We start from the raw sequence: 19,100 nt of genomic DNA, 5'->3' as shown, positions 1-19,100 counted from the left end.
GTGTCAGCGGGTGGACGACAGCGTGAGTTCGATCAGGCGTCGAGAGAGCCGGATAAGTGAAAACAGTTGCGCCAATTGAGGATCAGGGAGCCGCTCAATCCCGATCGCGAGCGCAGGGCGCTCGATCAGTGGCAGGTCGTAGACTCCCAGCAGCAGTTGACCAAACAGCGCTGCCGGGAGCTGCTGACGTTGCTCCCAAGCAACGTCGTCTTGCACGCGCAACAGCGCGCCCAGCAGCAGCTGAATACCGGTGCGGTGGGGTGTCGAAGGTGCTGCTGTATCGGGCGCCAATGAGAAGCCTAGGCCCTCCTCAGTAGCGCAGACCATGGTTGGAGCATTGGCGTAACCGGCCAATTCGCTGGCCAGTTGGGCGCAGGCCTGGCGCAGTTGCACCAGGTCTTCCAGGGCCGGCGGAATCGCCCAGATGGTATCCAATGAGTCGGGCAAGCACTGAAACCCAGCATTGCCGAGATTTGCAGACTGAGCGGGCGGTGACGCAGTTGGACTTTCTACCCGTTCACGGGCGGCGGCGCGAGGCTGCGTCTGGTCTGCTTGATCGGATTGCCTGTCAGCGGGTTGGAGAGGGTAGACTGGTTCCGGTGAGTCGAGCCCCATGGGGGCTTCAGGCTCCCTACCGGAAGTGGTATCGGTGTCTTCGCCCACGCCCAGCTGGGGAGACAGGGGCATGCCGGGCGTCAGTGGCTGACGTGATGGCTGGCCGCTATCCTGGATCAGCTCCAACGCCAACAGACGCGGTGATTGGTTCAAGGATTTCGCCATGTGTGCGAGCAGTTCGTCCTGCAGTTCGGCGGTGTCCAGCTCGGCGGCGGTGCAGTCGAACGTGGACAGCACCTCCAACCACAGCGCCGCGAAATCCAACGGTGTCGCCACGTACCGATTCCACACCGATTCGGCACGTCGACGCAGGCTAAGGGTCCGTTCGATCGAAGGTTTGCCCAAGCCGGCGTACAAAGTCTGCGGGATAGCTGGCAGCAGGTGCTCGAGGGTGTCCAGCATCCGGCTGATGTGCGATTGCGAGATCGGGTAACCGCCGGCCGATAACTGCGCTGCCAGTTGACGTTGGCTCAGGCTATCGCCGCCTTCCAGCAGCATGTCGCGGAACTTGGCCACGGCCAGTGCACGCTCGATGAAGGTGAGTTGTCCGTGCAGGTCACTTTCGGCCAGATGGCCCAGTAGCGTATGCAGTTCCGACTGCCAGGGGCGAAACAAGCAGTGGATGCGGAAGAAGCGGTCCTCGCGGGTTTCCTGCCACAGCTCACCGAGGATACTCAGGCGGGTGTTGCCACCGTTGCGGATGATGAACTGCGGCTCACCGGGTCTGCGTGTGATGGACGGGGGCTGATCCAGGCCGCGGTCGCGGATGGAGGCCTTCAATTCCTCGTATAACGGGTTACGGATGAAGCGCGGGTTGTGCTCGTAGGGCCGCAGTTGCTCCAGGGTCACGACCATCGGTGTATCGCAGTCGGGATCGGTGGGCGGCAGCTGTGTTACCCGCTGTGGGAAGTGCCCGTGCTGGAGCTGGCGCGTGATGTCTTCGGAGGTTGGCGGTTTCATGAACTTGCCCTTGATCTGTCAATGCAGACGGACTGCTCTGGCCTTCCCGATCGGCCGCGTGAGTGGGGCAGCGAGGGATGGATGTGGCACTAAGCTGGTCGGCCGGTGATGCATTCCACTGAGGCAATGCTGTTGGGATAAGAGCGCGCACGGATCCTGGTCTGGGCCAGTCGCTGCTCCCACTCAGGGAACAGTTCATTGGCCAGTGCCCGCATGACATCGGCCGCGCAGCGACTGCGCGATCGAGGGGCGGCTTTCGACTCGACCCGATGCACCGGCAATCCCAATGACGCGGCATTGAGATACGCGACGCGATCGGGAATCACCGTGTTGCAGACGCTGACATGCGGGTCGGCGGCAAAAGTGTTGCGCAGGCTCCGTATGATCAGGCAAGTGTCGCGCCGGTTGGCGTTGACCTGATTGAGCAGCAGTTTCACCGGGGGCAAGTACACGCCGAGGTAGCGGTAGGGTTCCAGCTCTTCGAACAGGCCGAGCGTGCCGCGGCGCAGTTCGCGTGCCGCGAGCATTTCCGGTGGCAACGGGCATAGCGCACAATCGGAGGCGAGGATGGCCATTTCCACCACCACGCTGCGCGCGCCCTGGGTGTCGACGATCAGCACATCGTACTGATCGGCAAATGCGGGTAGCAGGTTGCGCAGGCGCAGTCGGCCATCGGGCGCGTGCAGCAGTACGGTGCCCAGGTGGCCCGCGCGGTCGTTGGAAACGATCAGTTCAAGCCGCGGGATAGCGGTGACGGAAATGATCTGCTCGGCAACCGTGAGCCGCTGCGAGATCAGTTCGTAGCTGCCCGCTTCACGTGACTCGCACAGGGCGTAGTAGCTGGACAACGTCGGTTGACTGTCCAGGTCGAGCAGCAGCACCTGCAAGCCGGCGTCGGCAAGTAGGCCGCCGAGGTTGGCGGCAACCGTGGTCTTGCCGGCGCCGCCCTTGGTCGAGATCAGCGAAAGGACTTTCATGGCACTACTCCCGAACAGACAGGCGATCCTGAACCCACTGCTCGATCTCCAGCGAGTCCCAACCGACCGCACGGGTGCCGATGCGCCGGCATTGCGGGAATAGTCCGGCCTTCATCAGGTTGTAGATGTGTGAGCGTTTGAAGCCGGTTTTTTGTTCCACCTCATCGCGGCGCATGATGTGGCGATCGGCGGAAGCTGGGGCAGGGCTGGCAGGTTGCATTCTGTCACTCCTTAGCGCCATGTGGCGCGCAGTGGGATGTGACAGTCAGTGAAGGCCCGTTGGTTTAGAAAATCATTGCCAGGCAATGGCGGTCATTGCCTGGCAATTCGATGTTCTGCCTCTACCGCCTGGGCTAACAGACGGCGAGCCTGTGCAAATTTCCGATCAAGGGTGCGTTTGCTCAACCCAGCAATACCGGGGAACAGTGTAGTGATGGCATCGACTACCGCAGTCTGGGTCTTATAGATTGATCGCGGTTGGCCGCTTTTCGACTTTTCCAGCATGACCGCGAGCAGGGCGCCAATAATCGTGTGGTGCACCCTGGTGGATGCCTCGGATGCAGGCCCAGCTGCCTCGAACTGTGATGCCAATTCGTGCTCTTGCGCTTTATAGGCAGCCATCTCTTCGACGAGCGAATCAAAAGCCTGATGCATTTTTTCGTATTCGCGCGCGTAGAAGTCTCGCTCGGCTTGCACAGCCAAAAAAACGCTGAGATTCACGCACTCAAGGTGGTCGGTGTTCTTGGGAAATAGAAACGCGGGCTTATCTTCAGGGTGGTTCAGCGCAAACCACGCCCGTAGATCCGGCCGACGAATAGACCAATACACGCGTTCGGTGGGGTTGTTAGGCGTAATCGGACCTCCTAAGAAGGTTGCCGGTAGCTCACCGCAGGCTACAGCCTCGTATATTTGTTCTATATGGAAGTGAAGGTCGGGCCACTGTGGAAAATGCTTCAATAGCTCACCGGAATGAGCAATCTCGACCTGCAAGATCTCCGCTGTGTGGTCGGCGAGGTCGCACCAAAGGATGGCGGCATCGATAGGGTGATAGGAGCTCCTAACTGAGTCCATAGCTAACAGCCTCCTGCTGAAAATCCTCCTGACCACTGACAGGGGCAACGGCTGTCAGCCTCTGTCAATCCTCACAGATTTCAATACGCTCCTTTGGATCCAAGGTTAATGACCTGAGGTTTTTTAATTGGTTCGGCTTGCTGATTGTGTTCACGACGGGTTTCGACGCGATTAACCAACCTCATCCTCTGAAAAACAGGGTCGGGAGGGGGATCTCAACCGTGCCTAGCAACCTTCTAGCTCAGGCTACTCAATAGGTTAGATAACATACGGCTTATCCGACCTTATCGTGGCGTGCAAAGCTTTGGGTCCTCGTACCGCAACTCGATATCTCTGTCACGAGTCAGCAGCCGTTTCCTTGGCCCTGCTAACGTCTTGGTAACCGCTTGCGACCACGCAGTGTGTGGGAGAGTCTGCGAAAAAAATTAGTTGATTTGGATTAATCTCACCACTGGTTTGATACTGCCAGCGTGCACTCGTCAGGCCAAGGTGGCTGCTGGAAACGCTGAAAACTTAGGAAAGCAGACGAACCACGGCTGATCCAGGCCATGGTTGAAAGGCTTGAGTAAGCACCGCACCCCTGAACTGGGGTGATCGATCACAGCTCAGGGATGTCAAAAAACCTGAACTTGTGTACATTCATCGGTGCATTTGTAAGAGGTTGTCGCTTCATGAACTCAGACAAAACCTACGTCACGCGTCGGTTGGCGCTTGATGGTGCTGTGAACTTTCGTGATATGGGGGGGTATGAGGCTTCTTGTGGGCGTCAGATCAAAGGTGGGGTGTTATATCGTTCTGATTCGCTGGCTGAGCTAACAGCCAAGGATATGTCGGCAATCCAGGCTTTGAGGCTTCGTTCTGTAATCGATCTGCGACATAACAGCGAGCGCCTCGCAAAGCCCAATCGGCTGTTGCCGAGCTGGGGCGGGCGGACTCATGCACTTGGTTTTCTGCCCCACGGTGCTGCATGCTTATTCGAAGCTGTGCGTTCTCGCAGTATTGATGCAGCCCAAGCCCGAGAATCACTATGCTCGATGTATAGGCATTTACCAACCACACAGTGCAAGCATTTTGCTCAAGTCTTACAAGTTTTGCTACAGGAACACAGTTATCCAGCCCTCATCCACTGTACAAGCGGTAAGGACCGTACCGGTTTTGCCATTGCCGTGGTATTGATGGCACTCGGAGTATCCCGAGAAACTATCATGCAAGACTATCTTCTTACCAATGACTACCGCCGTGACTTGTCATTTATGTTGGGTGAGGAAGTGGAGCCTGAAGTTATGGCTATTATAAAATCTGCATCTGCGGAGTATCTGCAGGCTGCGTTCGACGTCATTGATCGCGTATATGGGAGCAGTGAACTATTTTTGCTGGGCGGTCTAGGTCTTACCTTTGCTGATCTACGGCGGTTGGAACGTTTTTTGCTGGCGTGATACCCCGCTTGTCAAGATTGGCTAACAATTGAGCTTGCACACTTGGCCGTAGAATGTATCGATGTTGTTGCTCAATAGTCTGCCTTCTGAACCTCCTGCATACGAAATGATAGGAACCTTGAAGGTAAACGCTTAGTTTAAGATCTTGGCAAGCCCCATCCTATATTCAATTTTGCAGCGTGCTGAAGCGCAACATTACGTAGGTAGGATCACGCCTGTTACCACGTTCTCCCCAGGCAAACTGATCCAGTGGAATCGCTGCGGCAGTATCATCCCAAGTCTCAACTTTGGTCCAGTCTAATACTACAGTGCGCTCTTCAATCTTCCATAAACCTTCACGCTTGGACAGCCTGTCAACATAGCGTGCACCCATGACATCTGCTTTGGGTGGGTTGGTATTGCGACGTACCAGCGTGACGGTCACGTATGCTTCCGACCGCGCGATGCCGTCTTCAGTAATGTCGATCAGGACATTTCCCAGAGAGTGCATGGTGGCAGTGTTGGCTTCCATCAGCCGCTGTACAACGAAGTCGGCAAACTCCCACCCCGGACCAGCCCAATACCCATGATCATCATAGCTGTCCGGATGGTAGGCGGAACGGACCAGTTCGATATCACAGCGATCGACGCCACGGCAGTACGTCGCGAGCACTTCATAGATTTGTTGCTTGTCCAATAATGATTGGAATTCAGCTTGCATGCATGACCTCCTGTTGTCCTGTTACATCAATCAGTAACTTTCCCGCTACCTCTCGCGAGAGGAGTGCAGTCAGAGCGTCAGGTACCCTTGTGAGTGGGTAGCGCCCGGCAATATGAGGCGTGATCTTGCCGGTGTCGATCAACGTGGCCAACGCTCGGAAGTTTTGCTCATTGAGGTCGGGTGAGCGAGCAAGGAACTGCCCCCAGTACACTCCGATGACTTGATAGCCTTTGAGAAGGGGAAGGTTCATTGATAACTGGGGGATTTCTCCGCTGGTAAAGCCGACAATCAGCAACCGTCCGCCCCAATTCATCGAACGTGACATAGCATGGAACGCCTGACCACCCAACATATCGATGCACACATCGGCCCCTCGGCCATCAGTGGCCTGCAGTACGCCGTTGCGTATGTCTTCGTCGTCGTAAGCGATGACATGATCTGCCCCCTTTGTCTGGGCGGGCAAGGCACGCTGGTGTGTGCGGCAAACGGCAATGACGTTCGCTCCCAGGGCTTTGCCTAACTCAACCGCAGCGAGCCCGACGCCACCTGAGGCTCCCAACACAACAAGCGTTTCTCCGGCTTGTAGATTCGCGCGCTGGACCAAGGCATGAAACGCAGTGCCGTAGGCGACAAACAGCGCTGCCGCAGAGTGATAGTCCAGTCCATCCGGAATGGGGACTACCTCGTGGGCATTCGCAGCAACCTCCTCGGCGAACGCTCCATAGCCTTTGCTCGCTAGTGCCATCACTCGTTGACCTACGGCTATGTTAGTAACGGTTGGCCCCGTTTCGATGACCTTGCCAGTCACTTCGAATCCAGGGGTGAAAGGTAGTGGCGGCTTGACTTGGTATTCACCCTTGATAATCAAGCTGTCCGGAAAATTGATACCTGCAACCGCGACCTGGATGCGCACCTCGTTATCAGCCAGCACGGGCGTTTGGACCGTTGCCAGGCGCAGGTCGTGTGGTTGACCATACTGCGCACAAACGATGGCCGACATCGACGTTTTCATGCTCATGGAGTCTCCTCACTGCGTAGACATCACGGGACGGCTGCGATGATCAAAATGAATAGTTTCTGAGTTCACGCGCGATCACCAAGCGTTGGATTTCGCTTGAGCCCTCATATATCTGCGTGATGCGTGCATCGCGGTAGTACCGCTCAACCGGGTAGTCTTCAAGGTAGCCATAGCCTCCATGGATCTGCACAGCGTGAGAGCAAACCCGCTCGGCCATTTCCGAGGCAAAGAGCTTTGCCTGGGAGGCTTGTGTCAGGCACGGAAGGCCGGCAGATTTTAGACGCGCCGCGTGCAACACGAGTAATCGAGCCGCGTTGATTTGCATATGCATGTCAGCGAGCATGTTGGCAATACTTTGATGCTCGACAATGGCTTTACCGAATTGAGAGCGTTCGCGGGCGTAGAGCAGGGCTGCTTCAAAGGCTGCACGGGCAATTCCCAGTGCTTGTGCACCTATACCAATCCTGCCGCCTTCTAGGTTCGATAATGCTATGGCCAAACCTTTACCTCGGCTCCCAAGCAGGTTGCCGTGGTCAATCCTGCAATCAGTCAAAGTCACCGCACAGGTGTCAGAAGCGCGAATTCCTAGCTTGTGTTCAGTACGGTCTACCACGAAACCAGGCGTATCCGTTGGCACGAGAAACGCCGATAGCCCCTTTTTGCCAAGTTCTGGGTCGGTGACAGCAAAAACGATGGCCAGCTTGGCGCGCCGCCCATTGCTCACGAATTGCTTGGCTCCATTGAGGACCCATTGATGACCTTGTAGCTCTGCACGGGTACGCAGGTTGTGAGCCTCAGAGCCTGCGTGGGGTTCGGTCAGACAGAAGCACCCAATGGCTTTGCCTGTCGCCAGCGCATTCAGCCAGGTTTCTTTCTGTGCCGTGCTGCCGTAGTTGAGTATTGGGCCGCATCCTACGGAATTGTGAATGCTCATGAGAGCACCGGTGGCTGCGTCACCTGCAGAGACTTCTTCCACCGCAAGGGCATAGGCGACATAGTCAACGTAAGTACCGCCCCACTGTTCTGGCACAACCATGCCCAGCAGGCCCAGATCCCCCATCTGGGCTACCAAGTCATCGGGTATCCATCCGTCCTTTTCCATGCGCTGGGCATTTGGGGCAATTTCGCCGCGCGCAAATGCCTTTGCCATGTCGCGAATCATCCGTTGATCTTCACTCAGTTCCAGGTCATGCATGTGAGGTATCCCTTGATATGAGCATGAATGGCCATTCAGCACGGGAGTGCGTGGTTAGGCTCGAGTGCTGAGAACATCTGAACCTGAAGGGCCGATCTGGTTGCGAGTGCTGGCGAGATTGGATTAATAAGGCGCACTCACACCAGCACTTTTCCGATGATCAGCAGTGCTTAAAGCGGGCAGGGCGTTTCTCAACGAATGCGCGCATGCCTTCTTTCTGATCCTGGTTTGCAAAAGTCGAATGGAACATCCGTCGCTCAAAACGAACACCTTCAGAAAGCGATGACTCGAAGGCCCGGTTGAGGCTTTCTTTGAGCATCATCACTGCCGGCAGCGAAAGCTCAGCGATCTTGTTGGCCGTTTTCAGAGTTTCTTCGAGCAACGTTTCGACCGGGAAAGTACGAGCGACCAGCCCTGTCTGCTCTGCTTCTGCGGCATTCATCTGCCGCCCGGTCATGCACATCTCCATTGCTTTGGCTTTACCCACAGCCCGACTCAGACGTTGCGTTCCGCCGATCCCAGGAATTACTCCCAGCGTGATTTCAGGTAAGCCAAAACGTGCATTTTCTGCGGCATAGATAAAATCGCACATCAGCGCGACTTCACAGCCTCCGCCAAGGGCGTAGCCTGCCACGGCAGCGATCAACGGCTTGCGGCGGGCGGCGATGCGGTCTGCGGCGGAAAAGAAATCGTCCAAAAAAACCTGTGGGGCGGCGAAATCGGCCATTTCCTTGATATCGGCGCCTGCAGCGAATGCTTTGCTCGAGCCGGTGATCACCATGCAGCCAATTGCCGGATTGTGCTCCAACTCATCCAGCGCCAGATTGATCTCGGCGATAGTCTGCGAGCTCAACGCATTCAGTACAGCGGGGCGGTTCAAAGTGATGAGACCAACACGCCCATGAGTTTCCAACAGCAGGGTTTCAAAATGCATGGTTGCTACTCTCCCATTCAGGGTGTGCCTTTTTATTGTGCGAGGGCTTGCGCTGCAGCGCTCAAATGTCGTGATACGAGAAAAAGCCTTTGCCGGTCTTGCGGCCTAGGTAGCCTGCGTCCACCATTTCTTTGAGCAGAGGAGCAGGGCGGTATTTGGGATCGTTGAATCCACCTTGGAAGCTCTGCATTACAGCGAGTAGAGTGTCCAACCCGATCAAGTCCGCCAAGGCCAACGGCCCGATAGGCTGGTTACACCCCAGCCGCATGCCTAGATCGATTTCCTCTGCAGTGGCAAGCCCTTCCTGAAGCGCAAAAACGGCTTCGTTGATCATCGGGCAAAGGATGCGATTGACTGCGAAGCCTGGGCTGTTGCGCGCTGAGATGGCTTGCTTGCCAATGCGCTCTACAACGCGTATAGCGGCCGAATGGGTGGTGTCGGCGGTTTGTAAGCCGCGCACGACTTCAACTAGGGTCATGACGGGCACCGGGTTGAAAAAATGCATCCCGATGACACGCTCAGGGAGATCGACGACTGCCGCCAGCTCGGTAATTGATAACGAAGATGTGTTGGTGGCAATCAGGCACGTAGGGCTGACAACCTGCTCGATCTGCTTGAGAATCTGTTTTTTGACAGGGAGGTTTTCAGTGGCTGCTTCGATGACCAGCTGGGTCGAGCGCATCACACTGTAGTCCATGGATAGCCGAATTCGCTGCATCGCACCAGACATATCGGCGGCGCTGATCTGCTCCTTGCGAAGTTGCCGTTCCAGGTTGCTGGTTAGCGTTGTAAGGCCACTGTCTAAGGCCTGTTGGGTCAGGTCGATCAACGTTACCTGATACCCTGCCAACGCGCAGACTTGCGCAATTCCATTGCCCATCGTACCTGCGCCGATCACTGCGATGTGCTCAATCGTCATCGTTAAAACCTCATGCCCGTTCAAAAATGACTGCGATACCTTGCCCACCACCAATGCACATGGTTGCCAAGGCATAGCGCCCCCCGGTGCGGTGCAGTTCATGGATCGCTTTGGTCGCGATAATTGCCCCAGTGGCACCAACCGGATGCCCCAATGAAATGCCCGATCCATTGGGATTGACTTTGGCTGGGTCTAAGTCCAACTCTTTGGCGACAGCACACGCCTGTGCGGCAAAGGCTTCATTGGACTCAATTACGTCAATGTCGGTAATGCTTAGCCCCGCCCGCTTTAGTGCCAGCTTGGTCGCAGGGATGGGCCCAAGGCCCATAAACTCAGGTTCGACACCTGCATGAGCATGGGCAACCACGCGCGCCATTGGCTTGAGTGCGCTGTTACTCCGCAGTGCAGCGCTGGTTGCAAGCAACAGCGCGGCGGCACCATCGTTCAGCCCTGAGGCATTACCTGGTGTTACCGAACCGTGATCGAGAAACGCCGGCTTCATCCGGCTTAACTGTTCAAGCGAAATGTCACGCGGGTGCTCGTCGATGGCGAACTGGCGTACAGCTTGCCGCTCGTGAATTTCAACTGCGATGATTTGCTCGGTGAAGTGACCGTGCACGATGGCGTGGAGGGCCCGACGCTGACTTTCCATCGCCAGCAAGTCCTGCTCATCCCTGCTGATGCCAAAACGCTGGGCAATATTTTCTGCCGTTATCCCCATGTGCATTTTCTGGAAGGGGTCATGCAGTATGCCAAGCATATAGTCGATGGTTTCAATGTCCCCCATGCGCGCACCCCAACGTGTTTGCGTTTGAACATAAGGTGCGCGGCTCATTGACTCAGCACCGGCAGCAATTGCAACTTCAGTGTCACCGAGCCAGAGACACTGAGCGGCCGAAACCAACGCCTGTAGACCGGAGCCGCAGAGGCGATTCACATTGAAGGCGGGTACCTCTTTCGGCACACCAGCATTGAGCGCCGCTACCCGCGAGAGGTATGCGTCACGGGGCTCAGTGGGGATCACATTTCCCATGACGACGTGACCCACTTGGTGGGGGTCAATGTCCGCTTTCTTTATTGCTGCACTCACGGCGACCGTCGCAAGCTCGGATAGCGGTAGATTTTTTAGCGACCCTCCATAACTGCCGATGGCGGTGCGCATGGCGCTGACAACGAATACATCTGGATTATTCATCGTGAGTCCTTATTGCAAGAGCTAGCTAAACCGGCGGTGGTAAAGCGCAGTCATGTGTCAGTGACGCAACGTATGCATGAGGGGGCGCCGGGCAACCGCAAGGTCGTCCACAAAGATGTTGTCGCCTTTGTAGATAGGCAGGCAGCTGTGTTGATCGATTCGAGCGATAAACTGAGCAGCATCGCGGCTGATTTGGATGTCACCGGCTCTGCCTCCATGACTGTCGGCGATGCAGCGACAGATCGATGAACGATATCCGTGGTACACGGCGACTGCGATACGAGAACTCTCGCTGAGGACCCATTCATTCGGCCTGGCGTTAATCAATTGCTCGATCAAATAACCCGTGGTGTAGAGGTCGATCAGGTTCAACCTTCCAACAGGGCTTGCGCAGAGGAAGTCGACGTTTGGCTCTTCATGTGCCAAAAGTCGGGCCACTACCGCAGATGCGTTGAGTAGCGAGGCGGCATACATATACTGAGCACTCGCTGCCAGCTGTATCAAGGCATACGTCCCACTGGTTATTACCCACTGCTGGCCGTGAACCACGGGCCTAAACTGGCCCGATTCATCCCACCCTTTGCAATGGATTAACGGCTCAGTATTGTCGGGGTCTTTAGACCACTGCTGAGCTCTGCGATGGGCATCCAACTCCGAGTGCATCACGTGAACCGCGCTAGCGCCGTGCTCGAGTGCATGGCTGAGCACCGAAGTAGTGCCAATCACGTCAATCAGTACTGCCACATTGACGGACATCCTGCCTGGGTCAACATCTTCGATGCGGAATGTGGTGGTCAGCTTTGGCTTCATAGCGACACCTGATTCAAAAGATGATTAAGCTTGCCTGATCGGGTCACTGCGACAGTGCTTGGGATATGAATCTCAGGACAGCGTTATTGAATGCATCGTTACGGTCACCGGCGACCATATGTCCGGCGCCGCTGACGTTGGTCAGGTCAGCGTGAGGAATCAGGTCAAGCAGTGCCTGTGCCTGAGCGAGGCTTACAACTTCGCTCTCCCGACCACGAACCAGTAAGGTTGGAACCTTGACTTTGCGCGCGGCTGACTCCATACGTTGGGCAAACTGGGGGTTGGGCGAGCGACTGTCGTCTTGCAAAAAACGCGGATCCCAGTGCCAATACAGTCGTCCATCCGTAGCTCGGTTCAGATTTCGAGCTAGGCCTTCAAAGGAGCTTGGTTTCGGCCTGTTCGGGATGAACCGTGAAACTGCTTCGGCTGCTTCTTCCAGGGAGTCAAAGCCTGCGAGGGTGTTTTGCATGAAACTGCGAATGTGCTGGATCCCTGATGGCGACATGCGAGGGACGATGTCCACAAGCACCAACGCTTCAGCAATCGGTGAGTCACTTTCACCTGTCATCAGCAGCGCGGTGGAACCCCCTAAAGAGGCACCTACCAGAACAGGAGGGCGCGATAGAGTGGAAAGAATTTGCTTGAGGTCTGCTATCAACGAATCCGTTGAGTAGTCACCTGTGGGCGAGCGTTCGCTGTCCCCGTGTCCTCGACAATCTGGGCATATCACTCGGTAGCCGCGTGCCATTAAGGCAGTAGCGGCTGAACGCCAGGAGTGGCGAGTCTGACCGCCGCCGTGGAGGAGCATCACAGGAGTGCCATTGATGGGCCCGCCCACATCGGCTGTCAGCCTCAGATTTTGCGAACCGGCGAAATACTGGGTGCGCAAACCATGAGGGGTGGCATCAGCTTCCATAGCGCATTTCTCCCTCTACTGGGTACGGCGTTGAATGCCCCTGTGGGCTAACGTAGTCCACCACGTGCAGGTCGAAACCTGAGATGGCGTGATACTTGATAGGGCTACCCATCAGGCGCAATTTGCCGAGCCCTAGCGAACGCAGAATCTGCGAACCGACACCGATCATGAGCGAGCTGCGGTGGTTGGGAATATTACGTTGCCGGGCATGCGGTACATCGCTGCCTACCGACTCAAGGCTTGCGAGCACTTCATCGGCCGATTCGTCCGCAGCCAGTACGACCAATGCTCCACTGCCTGCTCCGGCAATGAACTCCAGGCATCGATGAATATTCCAGCCGCTGCTGCCTGGTACCTGAATGCTCAATGAGTCGCGGGCGCACAAGGACTGCTGGACCCGAGCGAGGGTCGGTACTTGCGTAGACAGATTGCCCATGGTCATGGCGAAATGAACGTTGCCATTGATCGTGTCGCGATAACTGTGCAGCGTGAACTCACCGAAATCGGTGGTGACCTTTTGCTGGTTTACATGCTCAATCGTGCTTTCATTGACCACTCGAAAATGGATGAGGTCAGCGATCGTCCCGATTTTTAGACCATGGCGGTCAGCAAAGACTTCAAGTTCAGGGCGGCGCGCCATTTCGCCATCGTCGTTCATGATTTCACAAATGACGGCTGACTCTTCAAAACCGGCTAGGCGGGCCAGGTCGCATGCGGCTTCAGTATGGCCAGCACGGATTAGTACGCCACCAGGTTCGGCGATCAACGGGAAGATATGGCCTGGTTGGACAATATCCCGAGCTGTCGCCCCAATCGCGGCAGCGACCTGTACCGTCCGCGCCCGGTCTGCAGCGGAGATACCCGTAGTAACTCCGCTGGCCGCTTCAATCGAGTTAGTAAACTGAGTGCCATGGCCAGAGCGGTTGTGGCGGACCATGGGGGCGAGACCGAGCTGCTGACTCTTTTTCTGGCTCAGCGGCATGCAGATCAAACCTCTGCCGTAGCGGGCCATGAAGTTAATATCTGCGTCAGTGACGCAAGCGGCCGCCATCACGATATCCCCTTCGTTTTCGCGGTCTTCATCGTCAAGCAGCACCACCATCCTTCCGGCACGAATGTCGGCGATGATTTCGCTAGATGTACTCAGAGGCATAAGAAACTCCTGGCGGTTTCTACTTCAACTGGTGTTCGCTGCCATGGGGCTCGCCACCCGGCCAACGTACGCAGCGCGATTCGGTGAGCGATGTGCCAACGTCTTCCCAAGTCCCAATGTGAATCACTTGGAAACGGCGGCTCGAGAAGCGCCAGATACCGTTTTCACGGACGTAGGTATCGAGGTAGCGAGCGGCACCAAACAAGCTGCGCCCTCCCATCGCCAATTCCAGATGTGCGCCGACATTTCCGGTGGCGTGATCCTCATTCTGGAATTCGAAAAGCGTCCAGTTCGGCGTATGGATGGTGAGTCCCATGTGGGTGCGCGCTTCGCGAATGAACCCGACAATCCGCTCCGGGCCCAGCAGAGGGGATTGGCCGTGTGCGTGAAAAGTGGCGGTTTCACTGAACAGGGTGGCCAGTGTTGCGAAGTCGTCATCGTCAGAGGCGACGAAATATCGTGCGATGAGGTCCTGAAGGGCCGCCTTGCTTTCAAGGCGTTGTATGCGCAGCTCAAGGTCGGACATGGTGAGATCTCTTGTTTTTTCTGGAGTATGAGCAGGGTAGCATCGTTAGTCAACGCATAAGTTGACTGGCGTTCAGCTGGGGAAATTCCACGTATGGATACAGGATGATAGCTTTCAACAAATCAGTTGACAGCTCAGAAGGCTGGTGCCTAGGATCAACTCGAGCGTTGATTGGTCTCGTCGATCTTAAGGCCTAATGCTGTCATTGCAGGCCTTTGTGGTTGTCGAGGAGGGCTCTCGGCCTCGTGCTGGATGTGCCTTGCAATCCTTGGGAGCGAATAATGAAAATAAGAAAGCGCTGCACGTTTGAAAATCGCAATACATTAGCTGCCGCTGTGACCATGGCAGTTTCTTCACTGGTGTTTCAGGGTTCGGTCCAGGCGTACACCTTTGACACGGGCTCGGATTGGATCACCAATTTGGATACATCCCTGACCTACAACATGGGTTGGCGCGTCGACGGCCGAGACCACAACATCGGAAACGCGCTATCGACTGCCCAGGGCGAATACAAGTTCGACACAGGTGACATGGTCACCAATCGACTTCAGGCCTTGGTGGAGTTTCAGACTGTCTATCAGAACCGGATGGGGATGAGGCTTTCGGGGTCCGTGTGGAAGGACTTTGCTTATGACGATCATGCCGAGACCAATCCCAACCCTGCCTACACGACCGCTTACGACAACAATCGTTACTCGTCCCGGACCAAGAAATATCACATGCGCGGGGCTGAGCTTCTTGATGCGTTTGTCTTCAGTAATTTTGACGTGGGTGAGGTGCCTGTCTATGCCAAGCTTGGTCGTCTGACCCAGCAGTGGGGCAATGCTCTGTTTTTTGGATTTTCGAGCATCTCCTACGGCCAGCACCCCACTGACTTCATCAAGGGTTTCTCCCAGCCAGGTTCTGAAGTCAAAGAGCTGTTCCTACCACGTGCCCAGGCTCTGGTCACCGCAGAGCTCAGCCCGCAGTTATCGGTCAGTGCGCAGTACTTCTTTGAATACGCAGCCAACCGATTTCCGGAAGGAGGAACGTATCTGGCGCCTGCTGACATGTTGTACGAAGGCCCTGACAATGCCAGCTTTTTGTTCGGCCCGGGTTTCTCGGCAGGTAAGGCTTATGAGCCCAAGGATATCAGTAATAACTTTGGCGTGAAGGTCGATTGGTCGCCAGAGTGGGCTGGCGGTAATATGGGATTCTACTTTCGTAAGCTTGACGAGACCCAGCCTTGGGCCTTGGCGGAATTTAACCCTCAAGGCGGAGGCAATGTACACCTTTCCTACGCACGAAACGTCAACCTTTACGGCTTTTCTTACGAGAAAACCATTGGTAATACCAGCCTGGGTTTTGAACTCAACCACCGAACCAACACCGCACTGGCCAGCGCATTTACTCGCCCGGATGGGTTAGCGCTTCCTTACCGGGAAGGTGCGCGTGGCGATATTACTAACTTCATCGCCAATGCCTTCGTACAATTGGGCACATCACCGGTCTATGACACAGGCGTGTTACTGGCCGAGATGACTTATACCCACTTGGATAAGGTCACCGAGAACAAGCAATACTACATGGGGCGGGGGTATTCGGCTTGTAATGGCGGTGGGGTCAAGCAGGGCTGTGCCACCAACAGCGCTGTTGCGGTTGCCGTCTTGTTCTCGCCTCAATGGCTACAAGTCTTTCCTTCGATCGATCTCAGCGCGCCGATTTCGGTCACTTACGGTGTAGCGGGAAATCCGGCTTACGCTGCGGGCTCTTTCTACGCACAGGATTCGTTGGTTTACTCCATTGGTATTCGTGCAGACTATCGCCAGACGCAGTCACTAACCCTGGCTTATCAGGACTATTACTGGGATCACCTTGAGTCTGTAGCGGATGCTACACCTGCGGGAAAAAGCTATGCCGGTGGTAACGGCCCGTATAACTTGAATGATAAGGGTTGGGTCTCTTTGACGTATAAAACTTCGTTCTAACAAAGCCTCGTTCTAACAACAAATATAGGTATACGAGAATGTTGAATAACTGGTCATTGCCTCCTAAGTCGTTGGCGTGTGCAATTTTCTGCCTTGGCGTATCGAATGCTTCTCAGGCGGCGGTATCCGAGGTCGAGGCGAAAGCGCTTGGCACTACCCTTACGCGGTTCGGCTCGGAAATGGCAGGAAATGCAGACGGCTCAATTCCGGCCTATACCGGTGGCTTGCAGGCGCCCGCGGGCTACGACGTAGAAAAAAACAAGACCTATCCAAATCCTTACGCCAATGAGAAGCCTCTGTACTCAATCGACGCAAAGAACTTGTCGAAGTACGAAGACATGGTGACGGAAGGCAACAAGGCGATGCTTAGAAAATTTCCAAGCTATCGCCTCGATGTCTATCCCACTCACCGCAGCGTCCGTTACCCCGATGCTATCCAGGAAAACACCGTTAAAAATGCTACCACGGTCGAATTGACCGGCCCAGTAATGGGGGATGGCATGAAAGGCGCTGCTCCCGATGGGCTGCCCTTTGCTGGGGTTCCCTTCCCAATTCCAAAGAATGGCTACGAAGTCATCTGGAATCATAAGCAGTCGTACGCGCCAGCCGTCATGCATCATTTGAGTTCGGCATTCCTGGTTGACCCTAATGGTGGTATTACTGATCTACCGAAAACCAATCAGTATCACCTTCGTCCTTGGTATGACGCAAATAACAAATTGCGCGGAGAAACATTCAACGCCACCACCGGTTTCTCCGCGCGACTGACCACGCCACCTTCCGCGGCAGGGACAGTGTTTCTTAACTACTACTTGCCATCAGGGCAGCAGGAGGTCTGGTTTTATACACCAGGTCAACGCCGCGTTCGTAAAGCGCCCGAATTTGCGTATGACATTCCAATTGCAGCTTATGGCGGTGTACTGACGTGGGATGAGTTGTGGGGGTTCACGGGGCGAACCGATCGCTTTGACTTCAAGTTGGTCGGAAAAAAAGAAATGATCGTGCCTTATAACGTGTTCACCATAACCAATAACGTACCGCTGCGGGGGCAGTTAGGTAAACAGCATGTCAATCCCGATGCGTTGCGTTGGGAAAAGCATCGGGTATGGGTCGTCGAAGCCGATCGTAAAGCTGGCGCGCGCCATGCGTACAAGAAACGCCGCTTTTATATTGATGAAGATTCATGGTGCATTGTTGCCTCAGAGTCTTATGACGATGGCGGTAACCTCTGGCGGGTGGGTAACATGCAAACATTCCCTGCCTACAACATAGGCGGCACTAACAACGTGGGCTGGATTTTCAACGACCTGATCAAAGGTAATTACTTTGCCGTGAACATGTGGGGCGGCGATGAAGATTCGATTGTGAAGAATTACCCAGGGTCAGAAGGGCTGCGTATTCCAACCACGCCCAGTGCAGTGGCAGCGGGCAGTGTTCGCTGAACACGCGTAAGGCTCAGCAGTGTTTTGGCTGAGAGTGGCCAACGCCGTCGGCACGCGCCGGCGGACGCTGGCAGTTGGCCCAATACAGGTACCCGCAAATGAACAGATACAACGTGCCGCGTGATTTTCTTCGGCAAAAAAATAAGGCAATAACAGCCCGCCTGCTCATCGCTGCGATGTGCTTAATGCCAGGCGTTTTATTCGCCGTGGAGCAAATGCCTTCGAACAGCGTCGCCTTCGAGGACCCCCTGGATCACTCGGCGAAATCACAAACACACTTGCAGGATCGCCCATTGATGGCGGTGACCACTGCAGGTCAAAAGCTGATCGCGGTGGGGATGCGCGGTTTGGTCATCGTTTCCGATGACAATGGTCTGCATTGGCGTCAGGCGCGGGTGCCGGTGCAGAGTGACTTGCTTGCGGTCATGTTTCCTACGGCCAATAAAGGGTGGGCCGTAGGGCATGACGGCACCATTTTGCACAGTCAGGATGGTGGCGAAACTTGGATCCTGCAACTCGACGGCCGCGCTGCCGAGCACCAGTTCGTACCGTTCTATCAGGCCCGTGCTGATCAAGGCGACTCGCGAGCGCAAGCGATAGTGGAGGGCCTGAAGATCAACTTCCGCTCCGGCCCATCACTGCCGTATCTGAGCGTGTGGTTTGAAAACGAGTCGGTCGGTTATGCCGTTGGCTCGTTCGGTTCGATCGTTGCTACCACGGATGGCGGCAAGCACTGGCTGCCTTGGTACGAGCGTATCGAGAACCCCGAGGGACTTAACCTCAACGGGATCTATGGCGTCGGTGCAGAATTGCTAATCGTTGGCGAACAGGGCCATGTTTTCAAACTGGATCGCGACACACGGCAATTTAGAAGCATTCGGACCGGCTATGAAGGCAGCTTTTTCTCCGTGCTCGGTAACGACGAGGTGCTGGTGGCGTTTGGGTTGCGTGGCAAGTTTTTCCGCAGCACCGACCATGGAGAAACGTGGTCGGCTGGGGTGCTGCCCGCCACGTCTACGATCGCCTCGGGGGCAGCGTTAGCCAATGGGGGAGGGTTCGTCATGGTCAATGCGGCCGGGCAGCTGCTACTTGCGGACCCCGGCGCAACTCAGGTGCGGGTAGCCAGCGCCCGAAAAGCCATGAGGCTTACCGCTGTAGCTCCGCTACCAGGTAGCCAAGTGGTGGTAGCCGGCTTGCGCGGGATCGGACTGGAGCCTTTGCCGTCCCTGTCATCCCGTTAATGTCTTACGCCAGATCACGGACCCA

At 55.7% G+C, this 19,100-nt stretch carries 18 protein-coding genes; 4 read left to right on the top strand and 14 right to left on the bottom strand.

Features of this window, described 5'->3' with window-relative positions:
- Positions 1-3 precede the first annotated feature (3 nt).
- From DM807_RS19305 to DM807_RS19290, 4 genes are all read right to left on the bottom strand, one after another.
- Positions 4-1,575 carry a ParB family protein gene (locus tag DM807_RS19305; protein ID WP_179027762.1) on the bottom strand — a complete coding sequence of 524 codons (1,572 nt, stop codon included), beginning with the start codon at positions 1,573-1,575 and terminating at the stop codon, positions 4-6.
- A gap of 89 nt (positions 1,576-1,664) precedes the next feature.
- Positions 1,665-2,552: a ParA family protein gene (locus DM807_RS19300; protein ID WP_179027761.1), complete on the bottom strand. Its 888-nt coding sequence runs from the start codon at positions 2,550-2,552 to the stop codon at positions 1,665-1,667.
- Positions 2,553-2,556: 4 nt separating this feature from the next.
- Entirely contained in the window at positions 2,557-2,772 is a 216-nt protein-coding gene (locus DM807_RS19295) for an AlpA family transcriptional regulator (protein WP_010799440.1), read from the bottom strand.
- A 92-nt stretch (positions 2,773-2,864) separates the two neighbouring features.
- Positions 2,865-3,623: a hypothetical protein gene (locus DM807_RS19290; RefSeq protein WP_179027760.1), complete on the bottom strand. Its 759-nt coding sequence runs from the start codon at positions 3,621-3,623 to the stop codon at positions 2,865-2,867.
- A gap of 671 nt (positions 3,624-4,294) precedes the next feature.
- Here DM807_RS19290 and DM807_RS19285 point away from each other — a divergent pair.
- Positions 4,295-5,059: a tyrosine-protein phosphatase gene (locus DM807_RS19285; protein ID WP_159266441.1), complete on the top strand. Its 765-nt coding sequence runs from the start codon at positions 4,295-4,297 to the stop codon at positions 5,057-5,059.
- A 166-nt stretch (positions 5,060-5,225) separates the two neighbouring features.
- Here DM807_RS19285 and DM807_RS19280 read toward each other — a convergent pair whose 3' ends face one another.
- From DM807_RS19280 to DM807_RS19235, 10 genes are all read right to left on the bottom strand, one after another.
- Positions 5,226-5,759 (bottom strand): nuclear transport factor 2 family protein, encoded by a 534-nt coding sequence (locus DM807_RS19280; protein WP_179027759.1) that lies wholly within the window; start codon positions 5,757-5,759, stop codon positions 5,226-5,228.
- Positions 5,749-6,777, bottom strand: coding sequence for an NADPH:quinone oxidoreductase family protein (locus tag DM807_RS19275; protein WP_244965057.1), 1,029 nt, complete (start codon positions 6,775-6,777; stop codon positions 5,749-5,751). Before DM807_RS19275 ends, DM807_RS19280 begins: the two co-directional genes overlap by 11 nt.
- Positions 6,778-6,820: 43 nt before the next feature.
- Positions 6,821-7,972 carry an acyl-CoA dehydrogenase family protein gene (locus DM807_RS19270; RefSeq protein WP_179027758.1) on the bottom strand — a complete coding sequence of 384 codons (1,152 nt, stop codon included), beginning with the start codon at positions 7,970-7,972 and terminating at the stop codon, positions 6,821-6,823.
- A gap of 160 nt (positions 7,973-8,132) precedes the next feature.
- A complete protein-coding gene (locus DM807_RS19265) occupies positions 8,133-8,906 on the bottom strand; it encodes an enoyl-CoA hydratase (protein WP_159266438.1) in 774 nt (257 codons plus the stop codon).
- Positions 8,907-8,967: 61 nt separating this feature from the next.
- Positions 8,968-9,825 carry a 3-hydroxybutyryl-CoA dehydrogenase gene (locus tag DM807_RS19260; RefSeq protein WP_179027757.1) on the bottom strand — a complete coding sequence of 286 codons (858 nt, stop codon included), beginning with the start codon at positions 9,823-9,825 and terminating at the stop codon, positions 8,968-8,970.
- 10 nt (positions 9,826-9,835) lie between these two features.
- Positions 9,836-11,020 (bottom strand): beta-ketothiolase BktB, encoded by a 1,185-nt coding sequence (gene bktB / locus DM807_RS19255; RefSeq protein WP_179027756.1) that lies wholly within the window; start codon positions 11,018-11,020, stop codon positions 9,836-9,838.
- A 57-nt stretch (positions 11,021-11,077) separates the two neighbouring features.
- Positions 11,078-11,830, bottom strand: a complete 753-nt coding sequence (locus tag DM807_RS19250; protein ID WP_179027755.1) for a 2-phosphosulfolactate phosphatase — start codon at positions 11,828-11,830, stop codon at positions 11,078-11,080.
- A gap of 43 nt (positions 11,831-11,873) precedes the next feature.
- Positions 11,874-12,746, bottom strand: coding sequence for an alpha/beta fold hydrolase (locus tag DM807_RS19245; protein WP_179027754.1), 873 nt, complete (start codon positions 12,744-12,746; stop codon positions 11,874-11,876).
- Complete coding sequence (gene ribB, locus DM807_RS19240; protein WP_159266433.1) at positions 12,736-13,899, bottom strand: 3,4-dihydroxy-2-butanone-4-phosphate synthase; 1,164 nt, start codon at positions 13,897-13,899, stop codon at positions 12,736-12,738. The genes DM807_RS19245 and ribB overlap by 11 nt, the downstream gene beginning before the upstream one ends.
- Positions 13,900-13,918: 19 nt before the next feature.
- Positions 13,919-14,425, bottom strand: coding sequence for a nuclear transport factor 2 family protein (locus DM807_RS19235; protein WP_179027753.1), 507 nt, complete (start codon positions 14,423-14,425; stop codon positions 13,919-13,921).
- 281 nt (positions 14,426-14,706) lie between these two features.
- Between DM807_RS19235 and DM807_RS19230 the strand changes: the two genes are divergently transcribed.
- The 3 genes from DM807_RS19230 to DM807_RS19220 all read left to right on the top strand — a co-directional run bounded on the left by DM807_RS19230 (position 14,707) and on the right by DM807_RS19220 (position 19,075).
- Positions 14,707-16,392, top strand: coding sequence for a DUF1302 domain-containing protein (locus DM807_RS19230; RefSeq protein WP_179027752.1), 1,686 nt, complete (start codon positions 14,707-14,709; stop codon positions 16,390-16,392).
- Between the two features lie 38 nt (positions 16,393-16,430).
- Positions 16,431-17,834 carry a DUF1329 domain-containing protein gene (locus DM807_RS19225; RefSeq protein ID WP_179027751.1) on the top strand — a complete coding sequence of 468 codons (1,404 nt, stop codon included), beginning with the start codon at positions 16,431-16,433 and terminating at the stop codon, positions 17,832-17,834.
- 98 nt (positions 17,835-17,932) lie between these two features.
- Positions 17,933-19,075 (top strand): WD40/YVTN/BNR-like repeat-containing protein, encoded by a 1,143-nt coding sequence (locus tag DM807_RS19220; protein WP_179027750.1) that lies wholly within the window; start codon positions 17,933-17,935, stop codon positions 19,073-19,075.
- Positions 19,076-19,100 lie beyond the last annotated feature (25 nt).

Origin of the sequence: Pseudomonas hunanensis (genome assembly GCF_013393325.1) — a bacterium.
GTDB classification, from domain to species: Bacteria; Pseudomonadota; Gammaproteobacteria; order Pseudomonadales; family Pseudomonadaceae; genus Aquipseudomonas; species Aquipseudomonas putida_P.
This window is presented reverse-complemented; position numbering and strand designations above follow the sequence as displayed.